This is a genomic window from Nocardia heshunensis, from assembly GCF_054782115.1.
In genome coordinates this window covers 95,222-119,702 of sequence record NZ_BAAGTC010000027.1, presented here as the reverse complement: position 1 = coordinate 119,702, position 24,481 = coordinate 95,222, and the positions used below count along the sequence as shown (strand labels likewise).

Genomic DNA, 24,481 nt, shown 5'->3' with positions numbered 1-24,481 from the left:
ATCACGCCGGGCGGGAACGGCTCACGATCGCGAGACAGACCGCGCATCCGGCGGCGAGCACGCCCAGCATGGCCGGATAGCCGATGCCGGTGCTGTCGTGGCAGACCGCCATGACGGCGGGGACGCCGAAGCCGAGGTAGCTGATCGCGTAGAAGACCGCGGTCAGTCCCGCGAGGTCGTCGGGCCGGGCCATCCGCTCGATTTCGAGCAGGCCCGCGACCAGTCCGCTGCCGAAGCCCATGCCCAGCGCGATGGCGGTCAGCACGGTCAGCCACATGGCGAGGGTGGCGGCCGCGGCGGCGGCCAGCACCATGCCGGTGATGACCAGGGTCAGTGCCAGCACGGGCAGGCGCAGGGTGCCCGGGCGATCGATCCGGCGGGCGACGGACTGAATGCCGAAGCCGCAGCCCAGCGTGATGACGGTGATGAGCGCCGAGAACGCGACGGGAGCGCTGTGCACCTTCGGCATCAGGAGGGTCGGCAGGATGGCGTAGGCCACCGCCGAGCAGGTGAACAACCACAGGCACAGCGGGATGGCGACGGTGCGGAAGCGGTGGTGCGATGCCGCCGGGACCTTCAGGTCATCGCGTAGTCGTCCCGGGTGCTGCTGCGGGGCAATGGTTTCCGGGGCGCGGAACAGCCACACCGCCGCCAGCAGGCACAGCGTCACATTGATCAGGTAGGCGAAGGTGTCGGGCCAGGGACCCCACTGGGCCAGCACGCCCGCGACGCCCGCGCCGATGCCGAAGCCGCCGGTCAGGCTCATGGCCGAGCGCCGCGCGCCCGTACCGGACACGGTCTCGGCGGTGAAGGGCGACTGCGAAAGTTCCTTGAGCCAGCTCGATCCGACGGCCATGGCCAGGCCCAGCGCGATACCGCAGAGCACGCGCCCCGCGGAAAGCATGGGGACGGAATCGGATCCGAAGGCCAGCAGGGTCGAACCGAGCGCCGCGATCAGGGGAGCGGGTCGCATGAGGACCCGGCGGCCGAGGCGGTCCGAGAGCGGGCCGCCGATCAGCAGGGCGGGAATGATGCCGAGCACGTACTCGAACAGCAGCAGATCCACCGTGGCGACGGACAGGCCGTCGCGCTTGTACATGACCAGTAGCGGGGTGAATTCATTGCCGCCCCAGGCGATCGCGAAGATCGCGGCGGAGACGCTCAGCCAAGCCTTGGGGTGCGTGCCGATGCCGGTGGTGCGGGTACCGGCGGCGGTCAACGTCGCCATCACAGTCCTCTCAGGGTCACGCCGTGCACGTGGGTGAGGTGCTCGGCGAGTGCTTCGGCGAAACCGGCGCCGTCGGCGGCCTCGATCAGATCGGTGAGTCGGGTGTGCTGCGCGATGATGCGCTCGGGATTGGTCTCGCCCCGGTGCAGCGCCACGCTGTTCATCCGGCGCTGGCGTTCGCGCAGCGAGTCGTAGAAGCCGGTGAGCAGCGGATTGTCGGCGGCCACCACGTATTCGCGATGGAAATCGGCGTCCACGATGGCGAATTCGTCGAGATCGCCGAGCTCGGCCAGTTCCTGTTGGCGGTCGAGGGAGGTGCGCAGCCGGGGGATGAGTCCGGCGCGCGCGACGCGGGTGAGCGCGTCGACCGCACCGGTTTCCACCACGTAGCGGGCGTGGATGACGTGCTCGGCCTCGTGCGACGGAACGGGTACGACGAGCGCCCCGCGCTTGGGGTACAGCCGCATCCAGCCCTCGGTCTCGAGGCGCAGGAACGCCTCGCGCACGGGGGTGCGGGAGGTACCGAGTTCCCCGGCGATCTCGTTCTCGCTGACCAGCTCCCCGCCCGGCAGGTCGCCGTTGAGGATGCGTTCCTTGATCTCGCGATAGGCCCGCTCGGCGGCGGAAAGCGGCTTGGACACGACTTGCATACTAGTTGCGTCGTAGGATGATTAGCTCAGATGTGGCGGGGTTCACGCGCAGCGGTGAGGGAGTTGCGCCACAACCCTCTCACCCACGATGATTCATCCTGTTGGCACTACGTCAGTAAGTGTCCGTATCCAGGACGAGGAGGTCCGCATGGCGAACGACGCCCCGCCGCTGAACGAGGTCGTGAACGGTGGCATGGAATTCACGATTCCGGTCGCGCACAAGATGGGCGTGCGAGCCGACGAGGTGCGCCCGGGCTTCGCGGCCACCACGGTGCCGATCGAGGGCAATGGCAACCACTTCGGCGTCATGTACGCCGGGGTGCTGTTCACCGTCGCCGAGGTGCTCGGTGGCGCGCTCGCCATCGCGAGCTTCGATATGAGCAAGTACTTCCCGCTGGTGAAGGACCTGCACATCTACTTCCGCAAGCCGGCGGCCACCGATGTGCGGGCCGAGGCGTCGATCTCCGCGGAGGAGATCGCGCGCATCGCCGAGGAGGCGGAGGCCAAGGGCAAGGCCGACTACGTGCTGAAGGCCGTCGTCACCGACGCCAACGGTGTGGTCGTCGTCGAGACCGAGGGCCTGTACCAGCTGCGCGCACACGCCAAGTAGGCCGTGGACACGAGCGAGCCCCGGGAGCATTCTCCCGGGGCTCGCTCGGTGTCGCGGTCGGTCGATCGATCGTGTTCTCGCTCAGGCGACGATGATCCAGCCCTCGCAGCCGGTGCCCGCGCTGCCCGGCCACTCCGAGCCGGACACCTTGAACGGGATGGCCCCGGGCATCGGGGTGCCGAGGTCGATCTTGGTGGTCTGCGCGCCGTAGGTGTCCGGCAGCGCGACCCGCTGGCCGTTCATGTCGATCTTGGCGTCGTCGGTGAAGTTGTTGGAGGTGGTGATCTCCAGCGTGGTGGGCGTGAACGAGTGCGCGGTCAAGGTGGTCTGGGCGCACTTGCCCTTGGAGTAGTCGAGCGTGATCCGCTGCGGCGCGGCATCGGCCGACGCCGGTGCGGCGAGGGCTACGGAAACGGCGCAGGCGAGCGCGGCCAGGGTGACGCGGTACACGGTCTTCACGAAACAAAACCCCTTTCCTATGGTCACGGCTGTAAACCCCCCGATCGACGACGATCTTGCCGTGACCCGGTGGCGGGTATGCCGCAGACGCGCGGAAGAATTTCGACGAGTCAGCGCAAGCGCAACGGCAGGCTGCGATGGCGACGCACGAAGATGCTCGGAAACCACTGCGGCGGGGCGTCTTCGACGAGCGTGAACGCGCTCGTGCGCTCCAGCAGCGCGGTCAGGGCGGCGGTGGCCTCCAGCTTGGCCAGCGCCGAACCGATGCAGAAGTGGATGCCGCGGCCGAAGGCGAGATTGTTGGCGCCGCTGCGGCGATCCAGATCGAGGGCGTCGGGACGATCGAAGCGGGCCGGGTCGCGATTGGCCGCGCCCCACGACAGCAGCACGTGACTGCCCGCGGGAATCTCGGTGCCGCCCAGCACCGTATCGGTGGTGACGTGCCGATGATGGCCGCGGAAGGGCGATTCCAGGCGCAGCGCCTCGTCGAGGAAGGCCGGGAGCAGCGCGGGTTCGCGGCGCAGTTCGTCCTGGAGTGCGGGGTCGGCGGCGAGCAGGCGGGCGGCATTCGCGATCAGCCCGGCCGTGGATTCGCCGCCCGCGCCGACGAGTTGGACCAGGACGAGCACGGCCACGGGTTCGGTGATGTCGCCGGTGCGGCAGGCCGCGGCGAGCACGCCGAGCAGGTCGGTGGAGGAGTCGGCGTCACCCGGATCCGCCAGGGCGGTCTGGACTTTGGTGTACAGGTAGCCCGCCAGATCCGCCGCGGCGGCGGCCAATTGCCCGAAGCGGTCCGCCTCTACGATGCCGCCCAGCATCTCGGTGCTGTCGTAGGCCCACGTAAGCAGTTGCGGCACATCGGAGTCGGGCAGTCCGATGATGTCGGCGACCAGGGCGAGCGGCAGCCGGTCGGCCATGCCCGCCGCCCATTCGATGCGGTCGCCGCGCAACTCCTCGCGCCACATTCGATCCACCAGGTCGGTGGCCGTGGGCCCGAGTCCGCGAATCCGCTTGGCCAGCAACGGCTGTACCAGCTTGCGCTGCGCCTGATGGCCGGGATCGTCCGCGGTGGCCAGCACGTGGATGGCCTGGCCGCCGCCGTCCATGTCGAAGGTGGCGGGCGGGCGTCCCGGCTGCCGCAGCAGCGCGCCGGTGAGGTGGGAGGAGAACTCCTCGACGCGACTCACCGCCTCGGTCACCAGATCCCAGGACGTGACCAGGTAGAAGTCGGTGCCCGGGATGCGATACACGGGCGACTCGGCACGCAGCCGGTGATACAGCGGGTACGGATCGTCGAGGTGCGCGGGATCGAAGAGATCGAGGGCGGTCCTGGTCATCGCTGGGACTCCGAACGGTGGAAGGTCTGGTGTGCCCCACCGTTTCCCGGCCGTGAACCGGCTGTCAACGACCGTCTCGCCGTGAGACATGTGAGTGCGATCGTCACACCCGTACGCAGGGGTTTCACCGCCGTCTCGAGACTCCGGACCGGTCTCCGAACCGGCCGACTAGTATCGAACGCCTACGCGAAACGCTGCAGGCCGAGGAGGCTCGGGTGATCGTGCGCAGACCGAAGTGGGCGGGATTCGGAGTCGCGGCGGTGCTCGCGGCGGTCGGTCTTCTCGTCACGATATTCGTAGTGAATCCCTCGGTGGCTCGGGCCGCGCCCGCCCCGGATGTGGTCACCGTCGACAGCGGTGCACTGCACGGCGTGGTGGCCCCGGACTACCGGCTGTTCAACGGAATCCCCTATGCCGCACCGCCCGTCGGCGACCTCCGCTGGCGGCCGCCGCAGCCCGTCGCGCCGTGGCCCGGCGTGCGGGAAGCGCGGGACGCGGGTCCCACCTGCCCGCAGACCACCGGCCTGGGCGGGCCGCGCTCGACGAACGAGGACTGCCTGTCCCTCAATGTCTGGACCCCGCTGACCCTGCCCGCCGACGGTCGCGCACTCCCGGTGATGGTGTGGCTGCACGGCGGCAGTCTGCAGGTCGGTACCGGAAGCATGTACGGCGCAGCGCCTCTGGTTTCGCAGCCCGACGGTGACGCCATCGTGGTCACCATCAACTACCGGCTCGGGACGCTCGGCTTCCTGGCCGCCTCCGCACTGGACGAGGGTGCGGGCGCGGGCGATTACGGACTGATGGATCAGCAGGCCGCGCTGCGCTGGGTGCAGCGCAATATCGTGGCCTTCGGCGGCGATCCGGGTCTGGTCACCGTGGCCGGTGAATCGGCGGGCGGGATTTCGATCTGCGCCCAGATGGCCGCACCCGGTTCCGCCGGGCTGTTCAAGGCCGCCGTGCTGCAGAGCGGACCGTGCACGGATCAGGCGCTTCCGGCCGCGAAGCGCGCGGGTGACGCCTGGGCGGCCGGAGTTGGTTGTGCCGGGCCCGATACCGCCGCCTGTCTGCGCGCGCTACCGGTCGACACGTTGATCGACCGTGCGCCCGATACGGCGAGTGTGGTGTATGGCAACGACTTTCTCCCGCAGAGTCCGACCGCACTGGTGAAATCCGGTGGCCTGATGCGGATTCCCACCATCATCGGCTCCAATCACGACGAGATGGCGCTGTGGGTGTGGATGAAGTACGGCAATCCGCTCGGCCCGCGTCTGGACGCGGCCGACTATCCCCGGGTGCTCGGCGCGCAGTTGAGCCTCGACGGGGACCGCCTCGATCAGGCGCTGCGGGAGTATCCACTGTCGGACTATGCCCAGCCCGCCGTGGCCTTGACGCGCGGCTGGACCGACAAGGTCGTCTGCAACCTCATCGACCAGGTCCGTGACATCAGCCGCCGAAACCCCACCTACGTCTACCAATTCGACGATCTCGCCGCGCTGGCCCCGCCGAGCAGCTTCCCGATGGGCGCCTACCACGCCTCCGAACTGCCCTCCCTGTTCGACCTCGCCCAGTCCGGCTGGTTCCTGCACACCGCCATGACTCCCGACCAGCAACGCCTGCAAGCCGAAATGCGCCGCTACTGGACTCGTTTCATCACCGCGGGCACCCCCGACCCGCAGGGCCTGCCGCCGATCCCGCAATACTCTCCGGCCGACCCGACCTATATCTCCTTCCGTCCCACCGGCAATCAGCTCACCGACACCTTCGCCGCCGACCACCACTGCGCCTTCTGGAACACCCTGCCGCAGTGAGCCGATGACGGGTTCGGTGGTTATAACCATTGGGAAATTCGGTGCCGCGGCGGTAGTGCCGATGGATCGCGGAATCGACTGGGGCGCAAGAGGAAATTCTTTCGTCCTGTGAATTTCCTGTGACGATAGTTCGACGATGGACGGATGATCAGACGAATTACCATGCTTGCCGCCGGAACCGCCGCTGCCGCAGCCATGTTGGCGGTGTTGGCCGGGCCTGCCGACGCGGCGCCGAGCGTCACCATCAAAGGCAAGAGCGACGGCACGATCACGGCGCAGGGCTCCGGGCTGGAACCTGGCGCCTCGTGCACGCTGACGGACTACTCGCTCACCCGGAAGGCGGATGGCACCGTCGCCGCCGACGGCACCGCCGTCATCGTGCTCACCAAGGTCCGGCACGGGTCGCACTCGGTCGCCTTCAGTTGCGATTTGGCCGACGGCAGCACCGTCGTGCTCGTCAGTCACGCGACGGCGCCGGTCACCGGCTGAGCCCGGGGTTCGGTAGCCGGTTCGGCGATTAGTTCCGGTGCGGAATCCGCCCTACACAGACAGGACCGGAGCTCTGGTCCGCGTCGACAGACGCCGATGTAGGGAGCGGGAATCATGCAACCAACCGGAACGACCGAGGGGCTCGCCGTCCCCGGCAGAGCCGTCAATCGCTTTGCGGTGCTTGCGCTGGCGAGCGCGGCCATGTTCATGACGGTGGTCGACCTGACCATCGTCAATGTCTCCTTGCCGACCATGGCCGCCCGCCTGGGGCTCGGCGAGGACGCCCTGCAGTGGGTGGTGATCGGCTACGGCCTGCCGTTCGGCGGTCTCCTGCTGCTCGCGGGGCGCCTCGGCGATATCTGGGGTCGCCGCCGTGTGCTGCGGGCGGGGCTGGTGGTGTTCACGCTGGCCTCGCTGGCGGCCGGATTCGCCGACGGCAGTGCGGTTTTGATCGTGGCCCGCGCGGTGCAGGGTGTCGGCGCGGCGCTGATCGCGCCGACGGCGCTGGCCGTGGTGGCCGACACCTTCACCGAGGGGAAGGAACGCAACAACGCGCTCGGCATCTACGGTGCGCTCGGCGGTGCGGCGGCCTCGGTCGGCGTGCTGGGCGGCGGTCTGCTGACCGACGGACCGGGGTGGCGGTGGATCTTCTTCGTCAATATTCCGATCGGCGTGCTGCTGCTGGCGGCGACCTTCGCAGTGCTACGCGAGAACCGGATCGCGCTGCCCGGCAGCGGTTTCGACCCGCGCAGCGCGCTGGCCGTGACGGCGGGACTGGTCCTGGGCCTCTACGCGATCAACAGCGGCGTGGTGCACGGGTGGACGGCCGCACGCACCCTGGCCCCGGCGGGGGTTGCGGTCCTGCTGCTGGCCGCGTTCCTTCGGTCCGAGTCCCGTACGCGCACACCGCTGGTGCCGCATGCCCTGCTGCGAAACCGGCGTCTGGTGATGGCGAATCTGAGTGTCGCCACCGGGTTCGGGAGCTTCTACGGCTTCATCTTCCTGACGACCTTGCTGATGCAGCAGCAACTCGAGTACTCGCCGACCAAGACCGGTGTCGCCTGGCTGGCGACCTCGCTGACCGCTTTCGCCGTGGCAGGTCTGACCGGTGCGGTCCTGGTCCCGAGGTTCGGCGCGCGGCCGGTGCTGGTGGTGGCCTCGTTGCTGATGATCGCGAGCGCCACCGTGCTCGGATTCGTCCCGGCGCATCCAGACTTCGCCACCGGGATCCTGCCCGCGCTGCTGGCCGCGGGCGTCGCGGTCGGTCTGTTCGCCCCGTCCGTGCAGATCGCGACCCTGGCCGACACCGCCGAGACCGACTTCGGCGCGGCCTCCGGACTCATGGAGACCGCACGGGAATTCGGTGGCTCGACGGTGATCGCCGCTACGTCGACGGTCCTGCTGGGTGCCGGAACCGACTTCTTGCACGGCGTGCGTGGCGGATTCGTCGCCATCGCGGTCGCGGCGGCGCTCGGGGTCGTCTCGGCAGGCACCCGGTTCCGTTCCCCGGCAGGGGAAGTCACGGACCGGGATCTAGATCGGGCCGAAGCCCGATAGGGTTCCGGCGTCGCCCTCGCCCGAGGCGGGCTCCACCGAGACGCCACTGTTGTAGGTCCGCAGGTACTCGGCCTTCCACCGCGGCCAGTCGAGATAGGACTCGCCTGCCGTGGTCCGGTACCTGCGGTACTGCCGTCGTTTGGTCAGCGTGAACGACTGCCGGGAGTCCAGGGCCGCGCGTCTGGCGGCTCGTTGGCCGCGTCGCAGTTCCGCCCGCGTGAGTTCCACTGGTGGATCGGTGAATACGCTCGACGGCTTCCACCACATGGTGGCCCCTCTCGACAGCGTCGGTTCCCCGATTCTATCGCGCGGACAAGGCCCCCAGGATGAGAGTTTGCAGCGCCCGGTCGATGGGGTGGGGCTGCGGGATTCCCGTGGCGTCGAGGCGATTCCAGCGCTGCAGGTTCACCGCAAGGGTCAGTTGGCGGGCGCCGTCGGCGCTGGTCAGGGTGATCGCACCGGCGCCCCAGACCGAACCCTCGTGGCCCCAATGGATTCCGGAGGGCAGGGTGGTGCGTTGCAGGCCGAGGCCGTAGTCGATGAGCTTGCCCTCGAAGGAGACGACGGGTGCGGTTCGTTGCATCTGTTCCAGGGCGGGGCGACTGATGATTTCACCGGCCAGTAGCAGGCTGTAGAAGTGGTTGAGGTCGGAGACGGTCGAGATCAGCGACGCGGCCGGGCCGACGAAAGACATGTTGTAGACGCTGAAGTCGCGGGGCGGCTCGAACATGCCGAACCAGGACTCGTAGTGCAGGGCATGCGGCCCGGTGATCTGCGTTCCGGCCGGAAATTCCGTGTCGCGCAGTCCGGCGCGTTCGATGATCTCGCGGGTGATGAACTTTTCGGCCGCGACGCCGGTCACCGACTCCAGGAGTTGGCCCAGCAGTAGGTAATTGGTGTTCGAGTACACACCGGGGTGGCCGCCGGGGGTGCCGGTAGGGGGAGCCGAGACGCCCAGCGCGATCAGATCGGTCGCGTGGAACTCGGTGAATCTGTTGTCCGCCAGGCTGTCCGGCGTGGTCTGCGCGACGTTCGGGAAGGCCGCCAGGGACGTATAGGCGTAGGGAAGGTATTCGTGCAGGCCGCTGGTGTGGCTGATCAGCATGCGGACGGTGATCGCTGCCCCGCGTTCGTCGGGAACCAGTTCCGGCAGGTAGTCGCCGATGGGTGTGTCGAGACCGATCGCGCCGTCGTCGACCAGGCGCAGTATCGCGGCGGCGGTGAAGGTCTTGGTGAGGCTGCCGACCCGGAACCGCATGTCGGCGGTGACGGGACTGCCGGTGGCGGTATCCGCTACTCCGGCTGTCCCGCACCAGATCTGGTCGCGGTCGCGCACCTCGGCGACTATGCCGGGTACGCCCGCGTGGTGCACGGCGTCGAGGGCGGTCTGTAGCTGCTCGGGATCGAATGTGGTGGTCATTCGGACCACTATCGGCCGGACGGTACCGCCCCGTATTGGAAGAAATTCCCCCACTCCGAATACCGGTATCGGGCGATGGCGGGCAGATACTCCGCGGTCAGCGACCCGGGCGTGAGCTCGGCGAATATCCCTACATCCCGGCACAAGTGGGCTTGATCGACATACCCGCAATCCACCGCGACCTCGGCCGCGGCCCGCCCCGCCAGCAGCCCGTCCACCGCCGCTCGAAACCGCACCAGCATGGCCGCCCGCTTCGGCGTCAGCCCGATCTGCGCCTCGAACCGTGCCCCCAACCGCTTGTAACTCCATCCGGCGGATTCCACCAGCTCGCCGATCCGCACCTGCCCACCGGAGGCGAGGATTCGCCGCCACCCGTCGAGCACCTCGGGATCGGGCGTCGCCGTCCGCTGATCACCCTGCGCCAGAAACGATTTCATCAGGCCGAACCGCTCGTCCCAGGTCCCGGCCTCCGCCAGCTGCGCACGCAGCCGCCCGGCCCGCGCACCCCACAACTTCTCCAGCGAGACCGCGCCCCGCCCGAGACCTCCGGGCGGCACCCCCAGCATCGAATACGCCCGCACCGGCGACAGGCGAACCTCGATGCATTCGACCCCCGCCCCCTGTAACCGCATCGCGCCGAGGGGCAGCCCCGCGACGAATCCTCCGAGTTCGCGTCGCCCCACCGCGTCATCGACGGTCAGCCCCGCGCCCCCGAACTCCACCAGCACCGTCACCGCCGCAGTCCCGGCGACCTTCAGATCCAGCCCGGCCCGGCCCACGTCGCGGTACCCGATCATCGCCCCACCGCGGACGGCAGCCCCGGCCCCGGCGACTTCCCATCCCTCGCCGACCCCTCGCCCGAAGTCCGCATGTTCCACCCATTCAGGCTACGCACGAGGGCGGGAATCTAGCGGACCGTCGGAACGACGGAGGGCTTTCGCGGTGGATTCGGAATTGTTCACAGGCGGGGTGTGGGTTTGCTTTCGCACTGCCCAATGACCGGCGGGGTCGGGGCTGGACACCATGCTGGGTGTGAGAATTTCGTTGGGGTGGGGGACGGTGGCCGTTGCGGCCGGAACGCTTGCGGCCCTGGTATTGCCGGTGTCGCCGCGGGCCCATGCGGTCGCGCCGCTGAGTGCCGCGACGGATCGGCAGGAGACGGTGCTGGATCGGCGGGACGGGGTGATCGTCTCGCAGGTCAGCTTCCTGCTGCCGTTGCCCGCGAACGCGCCCGCGCATCCGGCGGAATGCGATCGGGCGGGATTCCTGCGGTATCGCGCGGCGGATGGGCCGACGGATTCCGCCGATGCCGATTCGGTGGTGGTCCAGCAGCAGGGGCTCAATGGCGGGGCCATGAATTCCGATGGGGTGGCCACGAATACGGTGCGGTCGGCGGCGCAGTTGGGGCGCAAGGTGGAGTTCTGGGCGCTGGCGCGGCGCAGCAGCTGCCTGGATGAGACCACCGGATTCGACTACGCGCTGCGGACGGGGAATTACCTCGATGCCGTCGACTACTACTTCAATGGGATGCCCATCGACGGCCGGGTCTTCCCGGGCTTCAAGAACTCCCAGGATCTGCCGCTGCTGGATTCGATGGGGCTCGAACGGGTGCTGCGGGATCAGTACGAGATCATGCTGCACGAGATACCGGATCAGGTGGTGCGGCAGCACAAGTACGTGTGCACCGGCATTTCCCTGGGCGGGCTGGTGACCGGATTCTTCGCGGACTGGGATTTCGGCAACGGCGACCCCGACACCGCGGGCTACAGCCAGTGCGCGGCGTTCGTCGCGCAGGATTCGATGGTGTCCTCCGACCCGGCGGCCATTCAGAACACGCCGTTCCTGCACGACCTCACCAATGCGATCATCTCGCCGGTCAACGATGTGCTGAAGGCGACCCAGAACGTCGGGGTGCTGCCGCGCACTCTCGGCTCGACGCCGGTCATCGGGACCAAGGCGTTCCTGCTCTACCGCCTGGCCGGATTGGCCGCGCACCTGGATCCGGACGGGGAAAGCCAACTGCTGGCACATATTCCACACGATCCCGAGATGGACACCACCCTCAATTTCCTGTTCGCCCCCACCTGGGCCGATTTCGCCACGAATGGCGCGGCCGGTGCCGGGACCATCCGCGACTACCGTTTCACCAATACCGCGCTGCTGGGTGAGCTGCTGGACAACAACTCCTGCAATTTCGAACTGCTGCAGCAGGGCATGGGTGCGCTCGACGGCGGGCCGGTGCGGTCCAAGAGTTTCCCGAATCCCGGTGACGCGACGCAGATTCCGATTCTCGGCAACTATCTGCGGTTGAGTGCGGGACCGCAGGATCGGGTCGCACCATCCGACCGGTCGGTGCTCTACACCTGGCGGAACTACGACAACGTCCAGGGCGTGCCCTACACCTCGCCCGGCCACGAGGTCGCCGACATCCGCGACGTGGCACGGCAATTGGCCGCGGGCGCGCCCTACGCCTACTGGGAGACCTACTTCCCGCTGCGCGTCGTCCTCGACATCGCCGCCGGCTACGGTGGCGCCCGCACCGGCGACATGGGCGACCTGCGCTACCACGGCATGGAGCGCACCAAACCGAACCTGGTGCTGTGGGCGGGCGACAGCGTGGTGCAGTTCGGCCCCGGCCTGGTCTTCCCGGTCCCGCAGTCCGCGATCGTGCAGACCCTGCCCGGCTACAACCACATCGACACCATCGGTGCGGCCGCCGTGCAGAACAACGGGCTCACCGACTACAGCGGACGCTATCTGGCGGAGTTCCTGCGCTCCCTCGGATGACCTGTCGTGCAGGTACATTCGAGGTGTGACGCTCGGTCAGGGGGAGCCGCGGTGGGGCCTGGTGCCGATTCGCTCGGACGGCCGGGAGCTGTCCGCGCGGCTGCGAGCGGCGGTCTTCGACGCCCACGCCGAGGCGGTGCGCGCGGTGGCCGCCGCCGATCCCGCGGGCCCGCCGATCAACCGCGATCTGATCGAACTGCTGGCCCTGCAACGGCGGATCACCGTCCTCGCCGAACAACTCGGATCCCGGGGCGGAGAAGCGGTGGCCGCGCTGGCCTCCCGCGAGGACGATCGGTCATGGAGGTATCGCTCGCGAAGGGAAGGCAATGCGATGAGTGTCAGTTTGGCCAAGGGCGGCAATGTCTCACTGTCCAAGCAGGCGCCGAATCTGACGAAGGTGGCGGTGGCCCTGGGCTGGGATGTCCGCAGCACCACCGGAGCCGATTTCGACCTGGACGCCAGCGCGCTGGCCTGTGGACCGAATCAGCGGGTCGTATCCGACCGGCATTTCGTGTTCTACAACAACCTGCGCTCCCCGGAGGGCACCATCGAGCACACCGGTGACAACCTCACCGGCGCGGGCGAGGGCGACGACGAGGTGATCAATGTGGATCTCGCGGCCATGCCGCCGACCATCACCAATGTCTTCTTCCCCGTGTCGATCTACGAGGCCGAGACGCGCCGGCAGGCTTTCGGTCAGGTCCGCAATGCCTATATCCGGGTGGTCGATGCCGTCACCGGAACGGAGCTGACCCGCTTCGACCTCACCGAGGACGCCTCGAGCGAGACCGCCATGGTGTTCGGCGAGCTGTACCGGCACGGCAACGAATGGAAATTCCGCGCCATCGGCCAGGGCTACGCCTCCGGATTGGCCGGTATCGCCCGCGATTACGGCGTCAACGTCTGATCCGCCAGCACGGTCACCACGCGCGTTCCCGGACCCAGCCGCTGCCCGATCCGGATGGCGGCCAGCACATTCGCGCCCGAGGACGTGCCCGCGCACAGGCCCTCGTCGTCTGTGAGGCGCCGGGTCATCTCCTCGGCGTCCGCGCTGGACACCGCCATCACCTCGTCGACCAGACTGGCATCCCAGAGCGGCGGCGGATAGCCGATGCCGATGCCGGCGATGCGATGTGTGCCCGCCGGACCACCCGACAGCACCGCGGATTCGGCGGGTTCGACCGCGACTACATGCAATCGTCGCTGTCGGTGATAGCGCAACAGCGACGCCGCGCCCCGGAGTGACGCCGCCGTGCCCACGGCCTGCACGAACGCGTCCAACCGGCCCTCGGTCTGCGCCCAGATCTCTTGTCCCAGCGCGTGATAGCCGGTGATGCTGTCGGTGTTGTGCAGTTGATCGGTCCAGAAGATGCCTGGTTCCCGGCTCAGCTGTTCGGCCGCCTCGACCGAATTCACGATCCGCAATCGATGGCCCTTGGCCGTACAGACCAGTGCGAGCGCCGCGCCCGTGTGTCGGTCGGCGTATTCGACCACCGTGTCACCGGGTTTCAGGCGGCCGTCGCGTTCGGCCACGCGGATCACGGCCTGCGCCATGCGATCTTTCATGCTGCCGGTCGGATTCCGGCCCTCGACCTTGACCAGGATCTCCGCGCAGTCCGGCGGCGCCACCCGGTGCAGCCGCACCAGCGGTGTATGGCCGATCGCCGCCAGGACATCGTCGCCGACGAACATGATTCGCACCGACCTTCCCCGCCCCCCGGTGGGCTCAGGTCGATTGTCCGGCAGTGCAGCAGGTCTCGGTGCTGGATTCGACCTCAGTGCGGGAACGAGGGAGCTCCGCCGTTCCAGACCGGTAGCGGCTCCGGGCGTTTGGCGGCGCGGTCGTCGCCCGAGGACAGGCCGCGCAGCCGACGCATCACCCAGGGGCCCAGTGCGACCGCCGCCCACTGCAATTCGTTCGCCATCGTGCGCAGCGCGTTCTGTTCGGGCAGCGCGGGCAGCAGCGGGCGGGTCCAGGCATCGTCCGCGCCGGGCAGGCGCAGCGCCTCGGCCACGGCGTCGGCGATGCGCTGATGGCCCAGCGGGCTGGCGTGCAGGCGATCCGGATTCCACATGCGCGGGTCGGAAACCACGGCGTGGTTGCCGGTTTCGGCCACGATCACCCCGTTGCGCCGGGCCGCGGCGCGCAGCCGATCGTTGAGCTGGGCGATGCGGCCGCGAATCGGGCGGGCCAGCGGGATGGTGTTGCCGATATCCGGGAAGGTCAGCGTCGCCACCACCGCGCCGGTGGCGGCGAAGGCGGCGAACATGGCCTCGACGTGCCCGGCGATCTCATCGGCGTCGAAGTTCGGGCGCAGCAGATCGTTCATGCCCGCCAGGACCGTGACCAGGTCCGGTCGCAGGGTGAGCGCCGCGTCCAACTGGTCGGTGCGGATCTGGTGGGCCAGCTTGCCGCGGATGGCCAGATTGGCGTAGCGCAGTTCGGGATTGGCGACGGCGAGTCGTTCGGCCAGCCGGTCCGCCCATCCCCGCAGGCCGGTCAGGTCGTCGCCATCGCCGACACCCTCGGTCTGGGAGTCGCCCACAGCGACATAACGGGTGTATGTGCCATCGGTCATGGCGGTTCGGCCTTTCGGTGACTGTGGGTGGATCATCCCAGGAAACCGGCGGGCTCGACGACCCTGTCCGAGTCATTTCACCGGCCCGCCGCCTGCTGTCACGAACCCGCTGCCTCCCGTTCGATTTGCGCGACGGCTTCGCGCTGAATTTGCTCGAACTGGGCCGCCATCGCCTCGGAGAGTGCCTGGGCGCCGGACAGCGGCCGCACCATCACCATGAACTCGTCGATCTTGCCGTCGGCGTCGAGGTGGATGAAGTCGCAGCCGGTGAGCTGCTTGCCCGCGACGGTCGTCTCGAAGACCAGCGCGTGATCGGTGGCATCCTCCGCACCGATCTCCTTCACATAGCGGAAGTCCTCGAACACCCGCAGGACTCCGCGCAGAATAGCCGCGGTAATCGCCTTGCCGGGATACGGCTTATGGGCAACGGGGCTGGTGAACACCACATTGTCGGCCAGCAGGGCCTCGATCGCCGCCTCGTCGCGCGCCTCGACGGCCTTCCGGAACGGGTGCATGATCCCTCGATTCTCATAGTCAACTAATTGACTATCCGATAGTAGCGCGAGGAAACCCCGGCCGGGCAACCTGAAACCTGTTACAGTTCCGGTGCCGAAGGGGTGGGGGCTTATGTCTTTCTTCATGCGGGTGATCCGGATCTTCGGACCGATCGCCGCACTGCTGGTCACGTCGGGCGCGATCGCGCAGCCCGCGGTCGCGACTCCGAATACGTCCGATCCGTTCTATGACCCGCCCGCGGATTTTGCTGCGGCACAGCCGGGTTCGATACTCCGAGTGCGGCCCATCGAGGCCAGTTATTCCCAGTTGATCCCCTGGCCGGTGCAGGCGTGGCAACTGCTGTACCGGACCACGGGCGCGGACGGGCAGCCGTACGCGGCGGTGACGACCGTCCTGAAGTCGGCACGGACGTCGCAGCCGTCGGCGCTGCTGTCATTCCAGAACGAGACCGACTCGATCGCACCGCAGTGCATGCCGTCGCAGGCCCTGCAGCAGGGACACGTGCCCTGGGTCGATCCCTCGAAATCGGGTTCGATTCAGCTCACCACGATGTCGGGCGAGACGCCGATGATCGCGGCCGCGCTCGCCCGTGGCTGGGCGGTGTCGGTACCCGACACCGGCGGCGTCGGCAATCACTACTCCACGCCGCACGAGCCCGGTTACGTTGTCCTGGACGGTATTCGGGCGTCGGAGAGTTTCGACCCGGCGGGGCTGTCCGGTCCGGGCACCCGGGCGCTCCTGTGGGGATATTCCGGCGGTGCGATCGCCAGCGCCTGGGCCGCGCAGGAACAGCCGCACTACGCACCGGAATTGAATATCGTCGGTGCGGCGCTGGGCGCGCCGGTCGGTGACCCCCGGCCGACTCTCCTCGGCATCGATGGGAACCCGGTGGGCGGTTCGCTCATCCCGGTCGCCTTGATGGGGGTCATGCAGGATTCGCCGGAGTTCACGGCGGCCCTCGACCGGTACCTCACGCCCGCGGGCAAGCAGACGATGGCCGACGCGATGGGCAACTGCACCGTCCAGAACATAGTGTCCAACCTGGGTTTCGACGTGGACCAGTTCCTCACCGAACCACTGGCACGGGTGCTGGCGGACCCGGCGATCAGCGCCGCGTTCGACGCGCGCACCCTCGGGCGGGCCATCCCGACCGCGCCGCTGTACGTCTACAACTCGATCGGCGACGAGGGCAGTTTGATCTCCACTATCGATGGACTGGTCGCCACCTACTGCGACGGCGGGACCCCGGTCACCTATCGCCGGGAGGAGATCACGATGCCCGTCTCCGGCCATACGGGTGAGTGGTTCCTGGGTGCGCCGGGAGCCTTGGCCTGGCTCGAGCGCCAGGCCGACGACCCGAGTGCTTCGGCGGGCTGCGATATCCAGACCGTGCCCGCGACCATGGCCGACCCGGCCGCCCTCGAGGCCCTTGCCTCGGGGATCATCGCCGGGCCGGTCCGATCGTTCCTCGGTTTCTGACTACTTGGAGATCACACCGTACTGGGCAAGTAGCTCCCCGATCTCGTTGTTGCCCAGGCGCTTTGCCAGGCCACGCCACAGCAGTTCGGGGCCGGGGAGATCGATCGGGTCGCCGTCGCGGAGGCGGGTCATGGCGGCCAGGAGGACTCGGATGTCGTAGGTGGAGTTGAAGACCTCCGGGACGCCGCGTTCGATGTCGAGGAGTTGGTAGGCGGCCTCCATGCCGGTGCGGACCGAGTACTCGGTGGTGAAGATGCAGTCGCGGCTGGTTTCGGCGAACTGGCCGATGAAGGCGAAGTTGACTGCGCCCTCGGGGACCACCTGGGGGCGGTCACCGGCCTTGCGGGGCATGAAGAACGCGGTCACGTACGGCATCATGACCGGGACGGTCTTGGCGGCGGTCGCGGCCAGCTCGGGGATGTCCGCCTCGGGAACGCCCATGTGGTACAGCCATTCCTGGGTGATTTCCTCGCCGGTGCACTCCTGCATGGTCTTCTTCACGTAGTCGCCGGGCTTGTCGACGAACAGCGAATAGACCCACACCACGATCTGATCCTTGGGCTGCTGCTTGAAGTGCGGCTGCCGGTTGACCGTCCAGCTCAGCAGCCAGCTGGAGTCCTTCACGGTGACGATGCCGCCGGTGACGACCTTGCCGCTGAAGGGATCCCGCTTGCAGATCTTCTGAATGTATTCGGGGATGCGCTGATCCAGCGTGGTGACGGTGGCCGACTCCCACTTGGTCTCGGGGATGTGGCCGCCGAAGACGTCCGGATTGCCGAAAGCCTTGTCCTTGGCCGCCATTCGCCGCCAGAGGTCCCAGGCGGGAGCGGGGCCCTCGTCGAGCTTGGCGGGCGTGTGGTGGTCGCCCTCGTCGGAGTTCTCGGTCAGCGAGCCGATGGTCATCAGCAGCAGATCGTCCGGACCGAGGTCCACGCCGCCCTCGACGCCCTCGGAGACCCAGTGAATCCTGGTGGCCTGCTTGCGATCCTTCTTCAGATCGAAGTCCACGTCGGTGACGGTGGTGTCGAACTTGAACACGACCCCCTGGTCCAGCAGCCAGCGATACAGCGGCAGCACCAGCGACTCGTACTGGTTGTACTTGGTGAACTTCAACGCCGAGAAGTCCGGTAGCCCGCCGATGTGATGCACGAACCGATGTAGGTAGAGCTTCATCTCGAGCGCGCTGTGCCAGTCCTCGAAGGCGAACATGGTGCGCCAGTACATCCAGAAGTTGCTCTCGAAGAAGTCCTTCGAGAACACCTCGTTGATGCGCTTGCCCTCCATCTCCTCCCGGGTGGCCAGGAAGATCTTCGTAATGTCCTTCTGCGCCTTGTCGTTCAGCGTGAACAGGTCCTTGGTCTGGGCGCTCTGGCCCCGATTCAGGGTGGCGCGCTCCAGGGAGAAGTTCGGGTCGTCCTTGTTGAGCCAGTAGAACTCGTCGAGCACACTGCCCTCGACCTCGATGGACGGGATGGTGCGGTAGAGGTCCCACAGACACTCGAAGTGGTTCTCCATCTCGCGGCCACCGCGAATCACGAAGCCCTTCTTGGGGGCCTTGATGCCGTCCAGCGCGCCGCCGGGGAGCTTCAGCTCCTCCAGGATGGTGATCTTGTTGCCTGGCAGCTGACCATCACGAATCAGGAAGGCCGCGCCCGAGAGCGAGGCGAGCCCCGATCCCACGAACCAGGCCGTCTTCCCGTCTACCCCGGCCGGTTTGCGCGGCCGGGCGAAGGCTTCGTAATTGCCATTGCTGTAGTACATAAGAACTCCTGTCCCAAGGGTTGGAAGTGCTTGCGCTGCCGTGGATGTCGAGTCAGTACTTGTAGAACCCCTCTCCGGTGGCGATCCCGAGCTTGCCCTTGTCGATGTAGTTGGTCTTGAGCCACTGCGCGATGCGCTGCGAGGTCTCGTCGCCGTGGACCATGATGTTGTAGGGCGTGGTGAGCCCGATGATGTCGAGGATCCGGAACGGCCCGGCCGGTGCGCCGGTGCCGATGGACCAGGTCTTGTCCACGTCCTCCGGGCTCGCGTAGCCGCCCTCGGCCAGGTTCATGGCCGCGTCCAGCAGCGGCACCAGCAGCGAGTTGAGGACGTATCCGGCCTTCTCCTTGTGCAATTCGATCGGCACCATGCCGATGGCGGTCGCGAAGTCCACCACCGCCTGATACACGGCCGGATCGGTGTCGGTGGTGCCCATCACCTCGGCGGTATTGAAATGCCACACCTGATTGGCGAAATGCAGCGCCAGGAACTTGTCCGGGCGGCCGGTGAAATCCTTGATGGCACTGGGCAACAGGGTCGAGGAGTTGGTGGCGAAGATGGTGCGCTCGGGGGCCAGCTTGCCCAGCTTCTCGTAGGTCTCCTGCTTGATCGTGAGCACCTCCGGCACCGCCTCGATCACCAGGTCCGCATCGGAAGCCGCCTGTGCCAGATCCGAAGTCAGGGCGATACCGGCGGCCGTGGCCTCGGCCTTGCCGTCGCCGCCGCCCGGCACCTGCTCGCGATACACGCCGGCGAGCGTGTCGAGGCGTTTACGGGCCGCGGCCAGCGCCTCGTCGCTAATGTCGTAGGCGGTCACCTCGAATCCGCGGAAGGCGGTCTGGAACGCGATCTGGGAACCGAGCACACCGGTTCCGAGCACGGTGACCTTGCGGATGTCGATGCTCATTGTTGTTGCCTCCCTGAGGATGTGAGATATCCGGCGATGATCTGATCGATCTGCGCACGCAAATCCGCCATGGCGTCGTGACCGGGATGCGCCCCGGTGGCCGGTTGGACCAGGGCCAGGTGCACCACGGCGAAGATACTGCGCCCGGCCACCCGGGCCGGTTGGGTGTGGGACTCGGAATCGCCTGCACCGCCCGATATCTCGGCGACAAGACGTTCGGCGATCATGGCCTCCAGCCGCGCCACCAGCGCCAGCCCCTCGGAGCGGTACTTGTCGGTGGGTGCGCCGAAGAGCAGTTCGCGCTGATAGACGATGGTGTTCTCGGGCCGCTGCGCGGCGGCCCGCAGCAGCGGTGACACCATGGCGAAGACCGCCTCTGCGGGCTCGGGCCGGGCTCGTGCCGCGGCCGCCCCTTGCTCGAGTGCCGTGCGCAACTCCTCGTTGTAGACCATCAGCAGCAGTTCGCCCTTGGAGGCCGCGTACCGGAACAAAGTGCCCGCCGCGATATCCGCGCGATCGGAGATCTGCTGGGTCGTGACCCCTTCGAATCCGCGCTCGGCAAACAGTGCCGCGGCGGCCTCGAAGATCCTGGACTGTTTGTCGAGCATGGTGCGCTGTCGACGGCTGACGTGCGCCGATCTGACCGTCGTGGCCATCGGACACCTCCAACCCGGATCGAAAGAAATGAGTGGACTCAGAAATGAGCGTACTCCCGGCTACCGATTCCGCAAGGTCATGATGTCACCGGCCGCGCGTACCTTGGTCACATGGGCACGCATCTCACTCATTGGGGCGTTTTCGAGGCGGACAGTGACGGCGACCGATTGACCGCGGTGCGGCCCTGGCGCGGTGATCCGGAACCCATGCCGTTGATCGAGAATGTGGCCTCCGCACAACATCATCCGGCGCGCATCGCGCAACCCTATGTGCGAAAAGGCTGGCTGGAGAACGGTCCCGGGGCCGCGGCGCGCGGCGACGACGAGTTCGTGCCGGTCTCGTGGGAGACCGCGCTGGATCTGCTGGCCGGTGAATTGTCCAGGGTGTACGGCGAATTCGGTCCGTCGGCGGTGTACGGCGGCTCCTACGGCTGGGCCAGCGCCGGGCGCTTCCACCACGCGCAGAGTCAGGTGCATCGCTTCTTGAACTGCCTGGGTGGCTATGTCTCGCACCGCAACAGCTACAGCCTGGGTGCCTCGACGGTGCTGTTGCCGCACATCCTCGCCGATATGGGCACCATCATGTCGCGGGCCACGACGAAATCGGTGCTCGCCGAGCATTCGAAACTGGTCGTCTCCTTCGGCGGTCTCTCGCCGAAGAACGCGGCGGTCTCACCGGGCGGGGTGTCGCGACACAATGGCCGCGGCTGGATCCGGACGGCGCGGGAGAACGGGTGCCGATTCGTCACCGTCAGTCCGCTGCGCGACGACATTCCGGGCGAAGCGCAGGCCGAATGGATCGCGTCCCGGCCCGGCAGCGATACCGCGCTGATGCTGGCGCTGGCGCAGGTGCTGGATGCGGAAGGGTTGGCGGACAAGGCTTTCCTGGACCGCTACACCGTCGGCTACGAGCGGTTCGCGGACTATCTGCGCGGCGGCGAGGACGGGGTCGTCAAGGATCCGGAGTGGGCCGAGCCGATCACCGGCATTGCGGCGGAACGGATTCGATCGCTGGCACGGGAGATGGCGGGCACTCGGACGCTGGTCACGGTTAGCTGGTCGCTACAGCGCGCCCAGTACGGCGAGCAACCGCTGTGGCTCGGCGTGGTGCTGGCGGCCATGCTCGGTCAGATCGGCCTGCCCGGTGGGGGATTCGGGCACGGGTACGGTTCGGCCGCGAATGTCGGCCTGGCCGTGCGGCTCACCTCGCCGCCGAAGCTGCCGCAGGGTGTCAATGGCGTCGACGATTACATCCCGGTCGCGCGCATCGCGGACATGCTGCTGAATCCCGGTGCGCCCTATGAATACAACGGCGAGCACCGCGTCTATCCGAGTATCCGGCTGGTCTATTGGGCGGGCGGCAATCCCTTCCACCACCACCAGAATCTGGCCCGCCTGCGCACCGCCTTCGGCCGCCCGGACACCGTGGTGGTGCACGATCCGTTCTGGTCGGCCACCGCGCGGCACGCGGATATCGTGCTGCCCTCGACCATGACGATCGAGCGCGACGACTACGGCTCCGGCGAGGGCGACCGCTTCCTGTTCCCGATGCCCGCCCTGACCAGGCCGCACGGCGAGGCTCGCGACGACTACTGGATGTTCGGTGAGCTGGCCGAAAGGCTGGGCTTCGGAAAGGAATTCACCGAGGGCCGGACGGCCGAGGAGTGGCTGCGCCACCTCTACGACGAATGGCGCGAGCGGCTCAGCGACAAGGGACACGAGGTGCCGGACTTCGACACCTTCTGGGCCGGGGAATCCATCGACCTGCCACTCGAGGCCGAGCAGCACATCGCCTTCGCCGACTTCCGCGCCGACCCGGCGGCCCACCCGCTGCACACCCCGAGCGGCCGCATCGAGATCTTCTCCGAGACCATCGCGGGCTTCGGCTACGACGACTGCCCCGGCCACCCGGTGTGGTTCGAGCCCGAGGAGTGGCTGGGCAGCTCGAAGGCGGCCCGCTTCCCGATTCAATTGGTGGCCAACCAACCTCGCACCAAACTGCACAGCCAGCTGGATATCGGCGCACACAGCCAATCCACCAAGATCTCCGGCCGCGAACCGGTCCGCCTGCACCCCGACGACGCGGCCGCCCGCGGCCTCGGCGAGGGCGACATCGTCCGCATCTTCAACGACCGCGGCAGCTGCCTGGCCGGACTGGTGATCAGCGACGGCGTCCGCCCGGGCGTCGCCCAACTCTCCACCGGCGCTTGGTACGACCCCGACCCCGAAGACCCCACCTTCTGCCGCCACGGCAACCCCAACGCGGTCACCAACGACCGCGGCACCTCCCGCCTCAGCCAGGGCTGCACCGGCCAGCTCTCCCTGGTCGAAATCGAGCGCTACACAGGAGAACTCCCGCCCCTCACCGTCACCGGCCCACCCCGGATCACCGCTCCCTGAGGTCGAGCCTCACGACCGCAATGCCGTCTCGATCAATGCTCGGGCGCGCGCACCGTAGGCGGCTTGTTTGTGCAGGGTGGTCCAGGCCTTCTCGTAGAAATCGAGTTCGCGTGCCTGGGTGATGGTGAGGGCGGCGGAGATGGTCTCGACCATCGCCATCCGTCGGTCGAACAGCACGAAACACGTGGTGGTGTAGACGAATGGCGCGGTGCGGGGAACGATTCCGAGGCTCAGCCGGGGGAGCGCCATCACCTCGAGGAGGTGTTCGAGCTGGCCTGTCATGGTCACGTCGTCGCCGACGCGCGTGTAGAGCGTTTGCTCTGCGAGCAGGATGGTGATCTGTCGTTTGCCTTGGCGGAGAATCCGCTGCCGATCCAATCGAGCCGACACCGCACGGTCGATGTCGTCCAAGCCGCCGACGAACTCGATGCATGCCGTGAGGACCGCGCGCGCGTACGCCTCGGTTTGCAGCAATCCGGGGATGATGGTCGGCTCGTAGTTGCGGAAGGTCTGGGCCTGGGCCTCGATCTCGAGCAGGCGGCGCTGACCTTGAGAATGCCCGGCGGCCGCCAGGCGACGCCACTCCGCCCACAGCGCTTCGACATTGGACAGGGCCGCACGAAGATCGGGCAGCAACAGCCGCGCATCGCACAGCTGACACCAGGCGACCAGGTCGGTGTCGCTCGGCATCTGGCGGCCGTGTTCGATTCGGGAGATCTTCGCGGAATGCCATCCGGTGCGGGCGGCCAGCTCCACACCGGAAAACCCGGCGCCCTTACGGATTTCCCGCAGACGGGCGCCGAAGGCTTGCCGTGCTTGCTCGACCCCTGTCACTCGCCCGGTGCGTACTCGTCGTGCGGGATCGCCATGCCCCACAGTTTGTCGCGGACTTCCCGGCACCGCGCGACGATCACCGGGTCGATCGTGACGGCGACCCCGCTGAAGTCACCGTTGCTGCCGAAGAGGGTGAACGCGACGGTCACATCGTCGATCAGCCACCATTCATCGGCGGTGTACTCGGTCTCGTCGACGGTGTGCCGCGGCAGCCAGCGGATTTCCTCTCCGTAGCGTTGGTTTCTTCCGGTGAGGGCGTGCAGGAATCGGACGTAGTCGGTGAACGGTTCGGTGACGACGCGGACGCGGCGCATGGTGACCCCGTGGCCGGTCAGCTCGCTGATGAGGTCCTCCCAGGCGCTCCATGTCGGCGGGTAGTCGCCATCGTCGAACGGCGGCAGTCCGGCCAGCACCCGGCGCATGGGTTCGCTCTCGTCGGAGACGCTGGAGTGATCGTCGGAGACCTCGAGGTGAAACGCGTCGTGTCGGGCGTGCCGGATGAGGTCGTTGGTCTCGGAAGCCGTGAGGTGGAGCATGTTTCACCAATTCCAGCGACTCTTGGCGATGGGGGCCTCGACGGCGGTCTCGTGTTCGGGGATATTCATCTGCCGCAGTGCCTCCGTGTCGGCGACGGGTGTGCCGGTGACGGTGAACGCCCCCCGTCCGGAATCATGAAGCCGCACACCGATATACGTTCCGGGTCTCAACCATCTCAGCAGCATTTGGGGAATCTCGACCTGGTTGTCGTGGCCGGGGACGCGGTAACCCTGAACGATGTACAGCTGACGTTCGTCGTCCACCCAGAGTCTAGGTGATCCGCTGTTCTGGGTCGGTCCGCCCAGGAGTTGAACAGGCATGACAGAACCTCGATCTCAGTCGTAGGTATGCACCGTCAATTCAGGATACGACCAGGTCAAAGCCGGGTACAAAAAGTTGTCGCGCAAAATACTGCAAAATCGTTGTCCGCGATCGCCGCGGTTCCTAGGTTCGACCTACGGCATCGG

24 protein-coding genes are annotated in these 24,481 nt (G+C 67.4%); 8 read left to right on the top strand and 16 right to left on the bottom strand.

Annotation, left to right across the window (positions count from 1 at the left end; genetic code table 11):
• Window position 1 precedes the first annotated feature (1 nt).
• Both ACYVN4_RS41535 and ACYVN4_RS41530 read right to left on the bottom strand, forming a co-directional pair.
• A complete protein-coding gene (locus ACYVN4_RS41535; RefSeq protein WP_460729157.1) occupies window positions 2–1,228 on the bottom strand; it encodes an MFS transporter in 1,227 nt (408 codons plus the stop codon).
• Window positions 1,228–1,878, bottom strand: coding sequence for a GntR family transcriptional regulator (locus ACYVN4_RS41530; RefSeq protein ID WP_460729155.1), 651 nt, complete (start codon window positions 1,876–1,878; stop codon window positions 1,228–1,230). The genes ACYVN4_RS41535 and ACYVN4_RS41530 overlap by 1 nt, the downstream gene beginning before the upstream one ends.
• A gap of 148 nt (window positions 1,879–2,026) precedes the next feature.
• On the opposite strand from ACYVN4_RS41530, the gene ACYVN4_RS41525 reads away from it, so the two are divergent.
• Window positions 2,027–2,488, top strand: a complete 462-nt coding sequence (locus ACYVN4_RS41525) for a YiiD C-terminal domain-containing protein (RefSeq protein WP_460729153.1) — start codon at window positions 2,027–2,029, stop codon at window positions 2,486–2,488.
• An 81-nt stretch (window positions 2,489–2,569) separates the two neighbouring features.
• On the opposite strand, the gene ACYVN4_RS41520 is transcribed toward ACYVN4_RS41525, so the two are convergent.
• Together ACYVN4_RS41520 and ACYVN4_RS41515 are read right to left on the bottom strand one after the other, a co-directional pair.
• A complete protein-coding gene (locus ACYVN4_RS41520) occupies window positions 2,570–2,947 on the bottom strand; it encodes a hypothetical protein (protein WP_460729151.1) in 378 nt (125 codons plus the stop codon).
• 110 nt (window positions 2,948–3,057) lie between these two features.
• A complete protein-coding gene (locus ACYVN4_RS41515; RefSeq protein ID WP_460729149.1) occupies window positions 3,058–4,284 on the bottom strand; it encodes a cytochrome P450 in 1,227 nt (408 codons plus the stop codon).
• A gap of 215 nt (window positions 4,285–4,499) precedes the next feature.
• Here ACYVN4_RS41515 and ACYVN4_RS41510 point away from each other — a divergent pair, with 215 nt between their 5' ends.
• The 3 genes from ACYVN4_RS41510 (at window position 4,500) to ACYVN4_RS41500 (ending at window position 8,138) form a co-directional block, all read left to right on the top strand.
• The gene (locus ACYVN4_RS41510) at window positions 4,500–6,092 is read left to right on the top strand and encodes a carboxylesterase/lipase family protein (protein ID WP_460729147.1); all 1,593 of its coding nucleotides are present in this window, start codon (window positions 4,500–4,502) and stop codon (window positions 6,090–6,092) included.
• Window positions 6,093–6,236: 144 nt separating this feature from the next.
• Window positions 6,237–6,581 carry a hypothetical protein gene (locus ACYVN4_RS41505; protein ID WP_460729145.1) on the top strand — a complete coding sequence of 115 codons (345 nt, stop codon included), beginning with the start codon at window positions 6,237–6,239 and terminating at the stop codon, window positions 6,579–6,581.
• Window positions 6,582–6,695: 114 nt separating this feature from the next.
• The gene (locus ACYVN4_RS41500; protein WP_460729143.1) at window positions 6,696–8,138 is read left to right on the top strand and encodes an MFS transporter; all 1,443 of its coding nucleotides are present in this window, start codon (window positions 6,696–6,698) and stop codon (window positions 8,136–8,138) included.
• Here the strand turns inward: ACYVN4_RS41500 and ACYVN4_RS41495 are convergent.
• The 3 genes from ACYVN4_RS41495 to ACYVN4_RS41485 form a co-directional block, all read right to left on the bottom strand.
• Window positions 8,115–8,366: a hypothetical protein gene (locus ACYVN4_RS41495; RefSeq protein WP_460729141.1), complete on the bottom strand. Its 252-nt coding sequence runs from the start codon at window positions 8,364–8,366 to the stop codon at window positions 8,115–8,117. The genes ACYVN4_RS41500 and ACYVN4_RS41495 overlap by 24 nt on opposite strands.
• Before the next feature lie 73 nt (window positions 8,367–8,439).
• Window positions 8,440–9,558, bottom strand: a complete 1,119-nt coding sequence (locus ACYVN4_RS41490; protein ID WP_460729139.1) for a serine hydrolase domain-containing protein — start codon at window positions 9,556–9,558, stop codon at window positions 8,440–8,442.
• Window positions 9,559–9,566: 8 nt separating this feature from the next.
• The gene (locus tag ACYVN4_RS41485) at window positions 9,567–10,436 is read right to left on the bottom strand and encodes a helix-turn-helix domain-containing protein (protein WP_460729137.1); all 870 of its coding nucleotides are present in this window, start codon (window positions 10,434–10,436) and stop codon (window positions 9,567–9,569) included.
• Between the two features lie 154 nt (window positions 10,437–10,590).
• Between ACYVN4_RS41485 and ACYVN4_RS41480 the strand changes: the two genes are divergently transcribed.
• Both ACYVN4_RS41480 and ACYVN4_RS41475 read left to right on the top strand, forming a co-directional pair.
• Window positions 10,591–12,345: a hypothetical protein gene (locus ACYVN4_RS41480; protein ID WP_460729135.1), complete on the top strand. Its 1,755-nt coding sequence runs from the start codon at window positions 10,591–10,593 to the stop codon at window positions 12,343–12,345.
• A gap of 331 nt (window positions 12,346–12,676) precedes the next feature.
• Window positions 12,677–13,252: a TerD family protein gene (locus tag ACYVN4_RS41475; protein ID WP_460729431.1), complete on the top strand. Its 576-nt coding sequence runs from the start codon at window positions 12,677–12,679 to the stop codon at window positions 13,250–13,252.
• Here ACYVN4_RS41475 and ACYVN4_RS41470 read toward each other — a convergent pair.
• The 3 genes from ACYVN4_RS41470 to ACYVN4_RS41460 form a co-directional block, all read right to left on the bottom strand.
• Window positions 13,234–14,037, bottom strand: a complete 804-nt coding sequence (locus tag ACYVN4_RS41470; protein WP_460729429.1) for a PLP-dependent cysteine synthase family protein — start codon at window positions 14,035–14,037, stop codon at window positions 13,234–13,236. The genes ACYVN4_RS41475 and ACYVN4_RS41470 overlap by 19 nt on opposite strands.
• 83 nt (window positions 14,038–14,120) lie before the next feature.
• Complete coding sequence (locus tag ACYVN4_RS41465; protein WP_460729133.1) at window positions 14,121–14,924, bottom strand: SGNH/GDSL hydrolase family protein; 804 nt, start codon at window positions 14,922–14,924, stop codon at window positions 14,121–14,123.
• A 98-nt stretch (window positions 14,925–15,022) separates the two neighbouring features.
• A complete protein-coding gene (locus ACYVN4_RS41460) occupies window positions 15,023–15,439 on the bottom strand; it encodes a nuclear transport factor 2 family protein (RefSeq protein WP_460729427.1) in 417 nt (138 codons plus the stop codon).
• A 112-nt stretch (window positions 15,440–15,551) separates the two neighbouring features.
• On the opposite strand from ACYVN4_RS41460, the gene ACYVN4_RS41455 reads away from it, so the two are divergent.
• Window positions 15,552–16,919: a lipase family protein gene (locus ACYVN4_RS41455; RefSeq protein WP_460729131.1), complete on the top strand. Its 1,368-nt coding sequence runs from the start codon at window positions 15,552–15,554 to the stop codon at window positions 16,917–16,919.
• Here the strand turns inward: ACYVN4_RS41455 and ACYVN4_RS41450 are convergent, their stop codons facing one another.
• From ACYVN4_RS41450 to ACYVN4_RS41440, 3 genes are read right to left on the bottom strand one after another with little or no spacing between them, the layout of a single operon-like run.
• Window positions 16,920–18,680 (bottom strand): oleate hydratase, encoded by a 1,761-nt coding sequence (locus ACYVN4_RS41450; RefSeq protein ID WP_460729130.1) that lies wholly within the window; start codon window positions 18,678–18,680, stop codon window positions 16,920–16,922. It abuts the gene before it with no gap.
• 52 nt (window positions 18,681–18,732) lie between these two features.
• Window positions 18,733–19,587, bottom strand: a complete 855-nt coding sequence (locus tag ACYVN4_RS41445; RefSeq protein WP_460729129.1) for a 3-hydroxyacyl-CoA dehydrogenase — start codon at window positions 19,585–19,587, stop codon at window positions 18,733–18,735.
• Window positions 19,584–20,243: a TetR/AcrR family transcriptional regulator gene (locus ACYVN4_RS41440; protein ID WP_460729128.1), complete on the bottom strand. Its 660-nt coding sequence runs from the start codon at window positions 20,241–20,243 to the stop codon at window positions 19,584–19,586. Before ACYVN4_RS41440 ends, ACYVN4_RS41445 begins: the two co-directional genes overlap by 4 nt.
• A 111-nt stretch (window positions 20,244–20,354) precedes the next feature.
• Here ACYVN4_RS41440 and ACYVN4_RS41435 point away from each other — a divergent pair, with 111 nt between their 5' ends.
• On the top strand, window positions 20,355–22,643 hold the full coding sequence (locus ACYVN4_RS41435) for a molybdopterin-dependent oxidoreductase (RefSeq protein WP_460729126.1): 2,289 nt from the start codon (window positions 20,355–20,357) through the stop codon (window positions 22,641–22,643).
• Window positions 22,644–22,652: 9 nt separating this feature from the next.
• On the opposite strand, the gene ACYVN4_RS41430 is transcribed toward ACYVN4_RS41435, so the two are convergent.
• The 3 genes from ACYVN4_RS41430 to ACYVN4_RS41420 are packed head-to-tail and all read right to left on the bottom strand — an operon-like array spanning window position 22,653 to window position 24,334.
• On the bottom strand, window positions 22,653–23,477 hold the full coding sequence (locus ACYVN4_RS41430) for a helix-turn-helix domain-containing protein (RefSeq protein ID WP_460729124.1): 825 nt from the start codon (window positions 23,475–23,477) through the stop codon (window positions 22,653–22,655).
• The gene (locus ACYVN4_RS41425) at window positions 23,474–24,013 is read right to left on the bottom strand and encodes a DUF6879 family protein (RefSeq protein ID WP_460729122.1); all 540 of its coding nucleotides are present in this window, start codon (window positions 24,011–24,013) and stop codon (window positions 23,474–23,476) included. Before ACYVN4_RS41425 ends, ACYVN4_RS41430 begins: the two co-directional genes overlap by 4 nt.
• Before the next feature lie 3 nt (window positions 24,014–24,016).
• On the bottom strand, window positions 24,017–24,334 hold the full coding sequence (locus ACYVN4_RS41420) for a hypothetical protein (RefSeq protein WP_460729120.1): 318 nt from the start codon (window positions 24,332–24,334) through the stop codon (window positions 24,017–24,019).
• Between the last annotated feature and the right edge of the window lie 147 nt (window positions 24,335–24,481).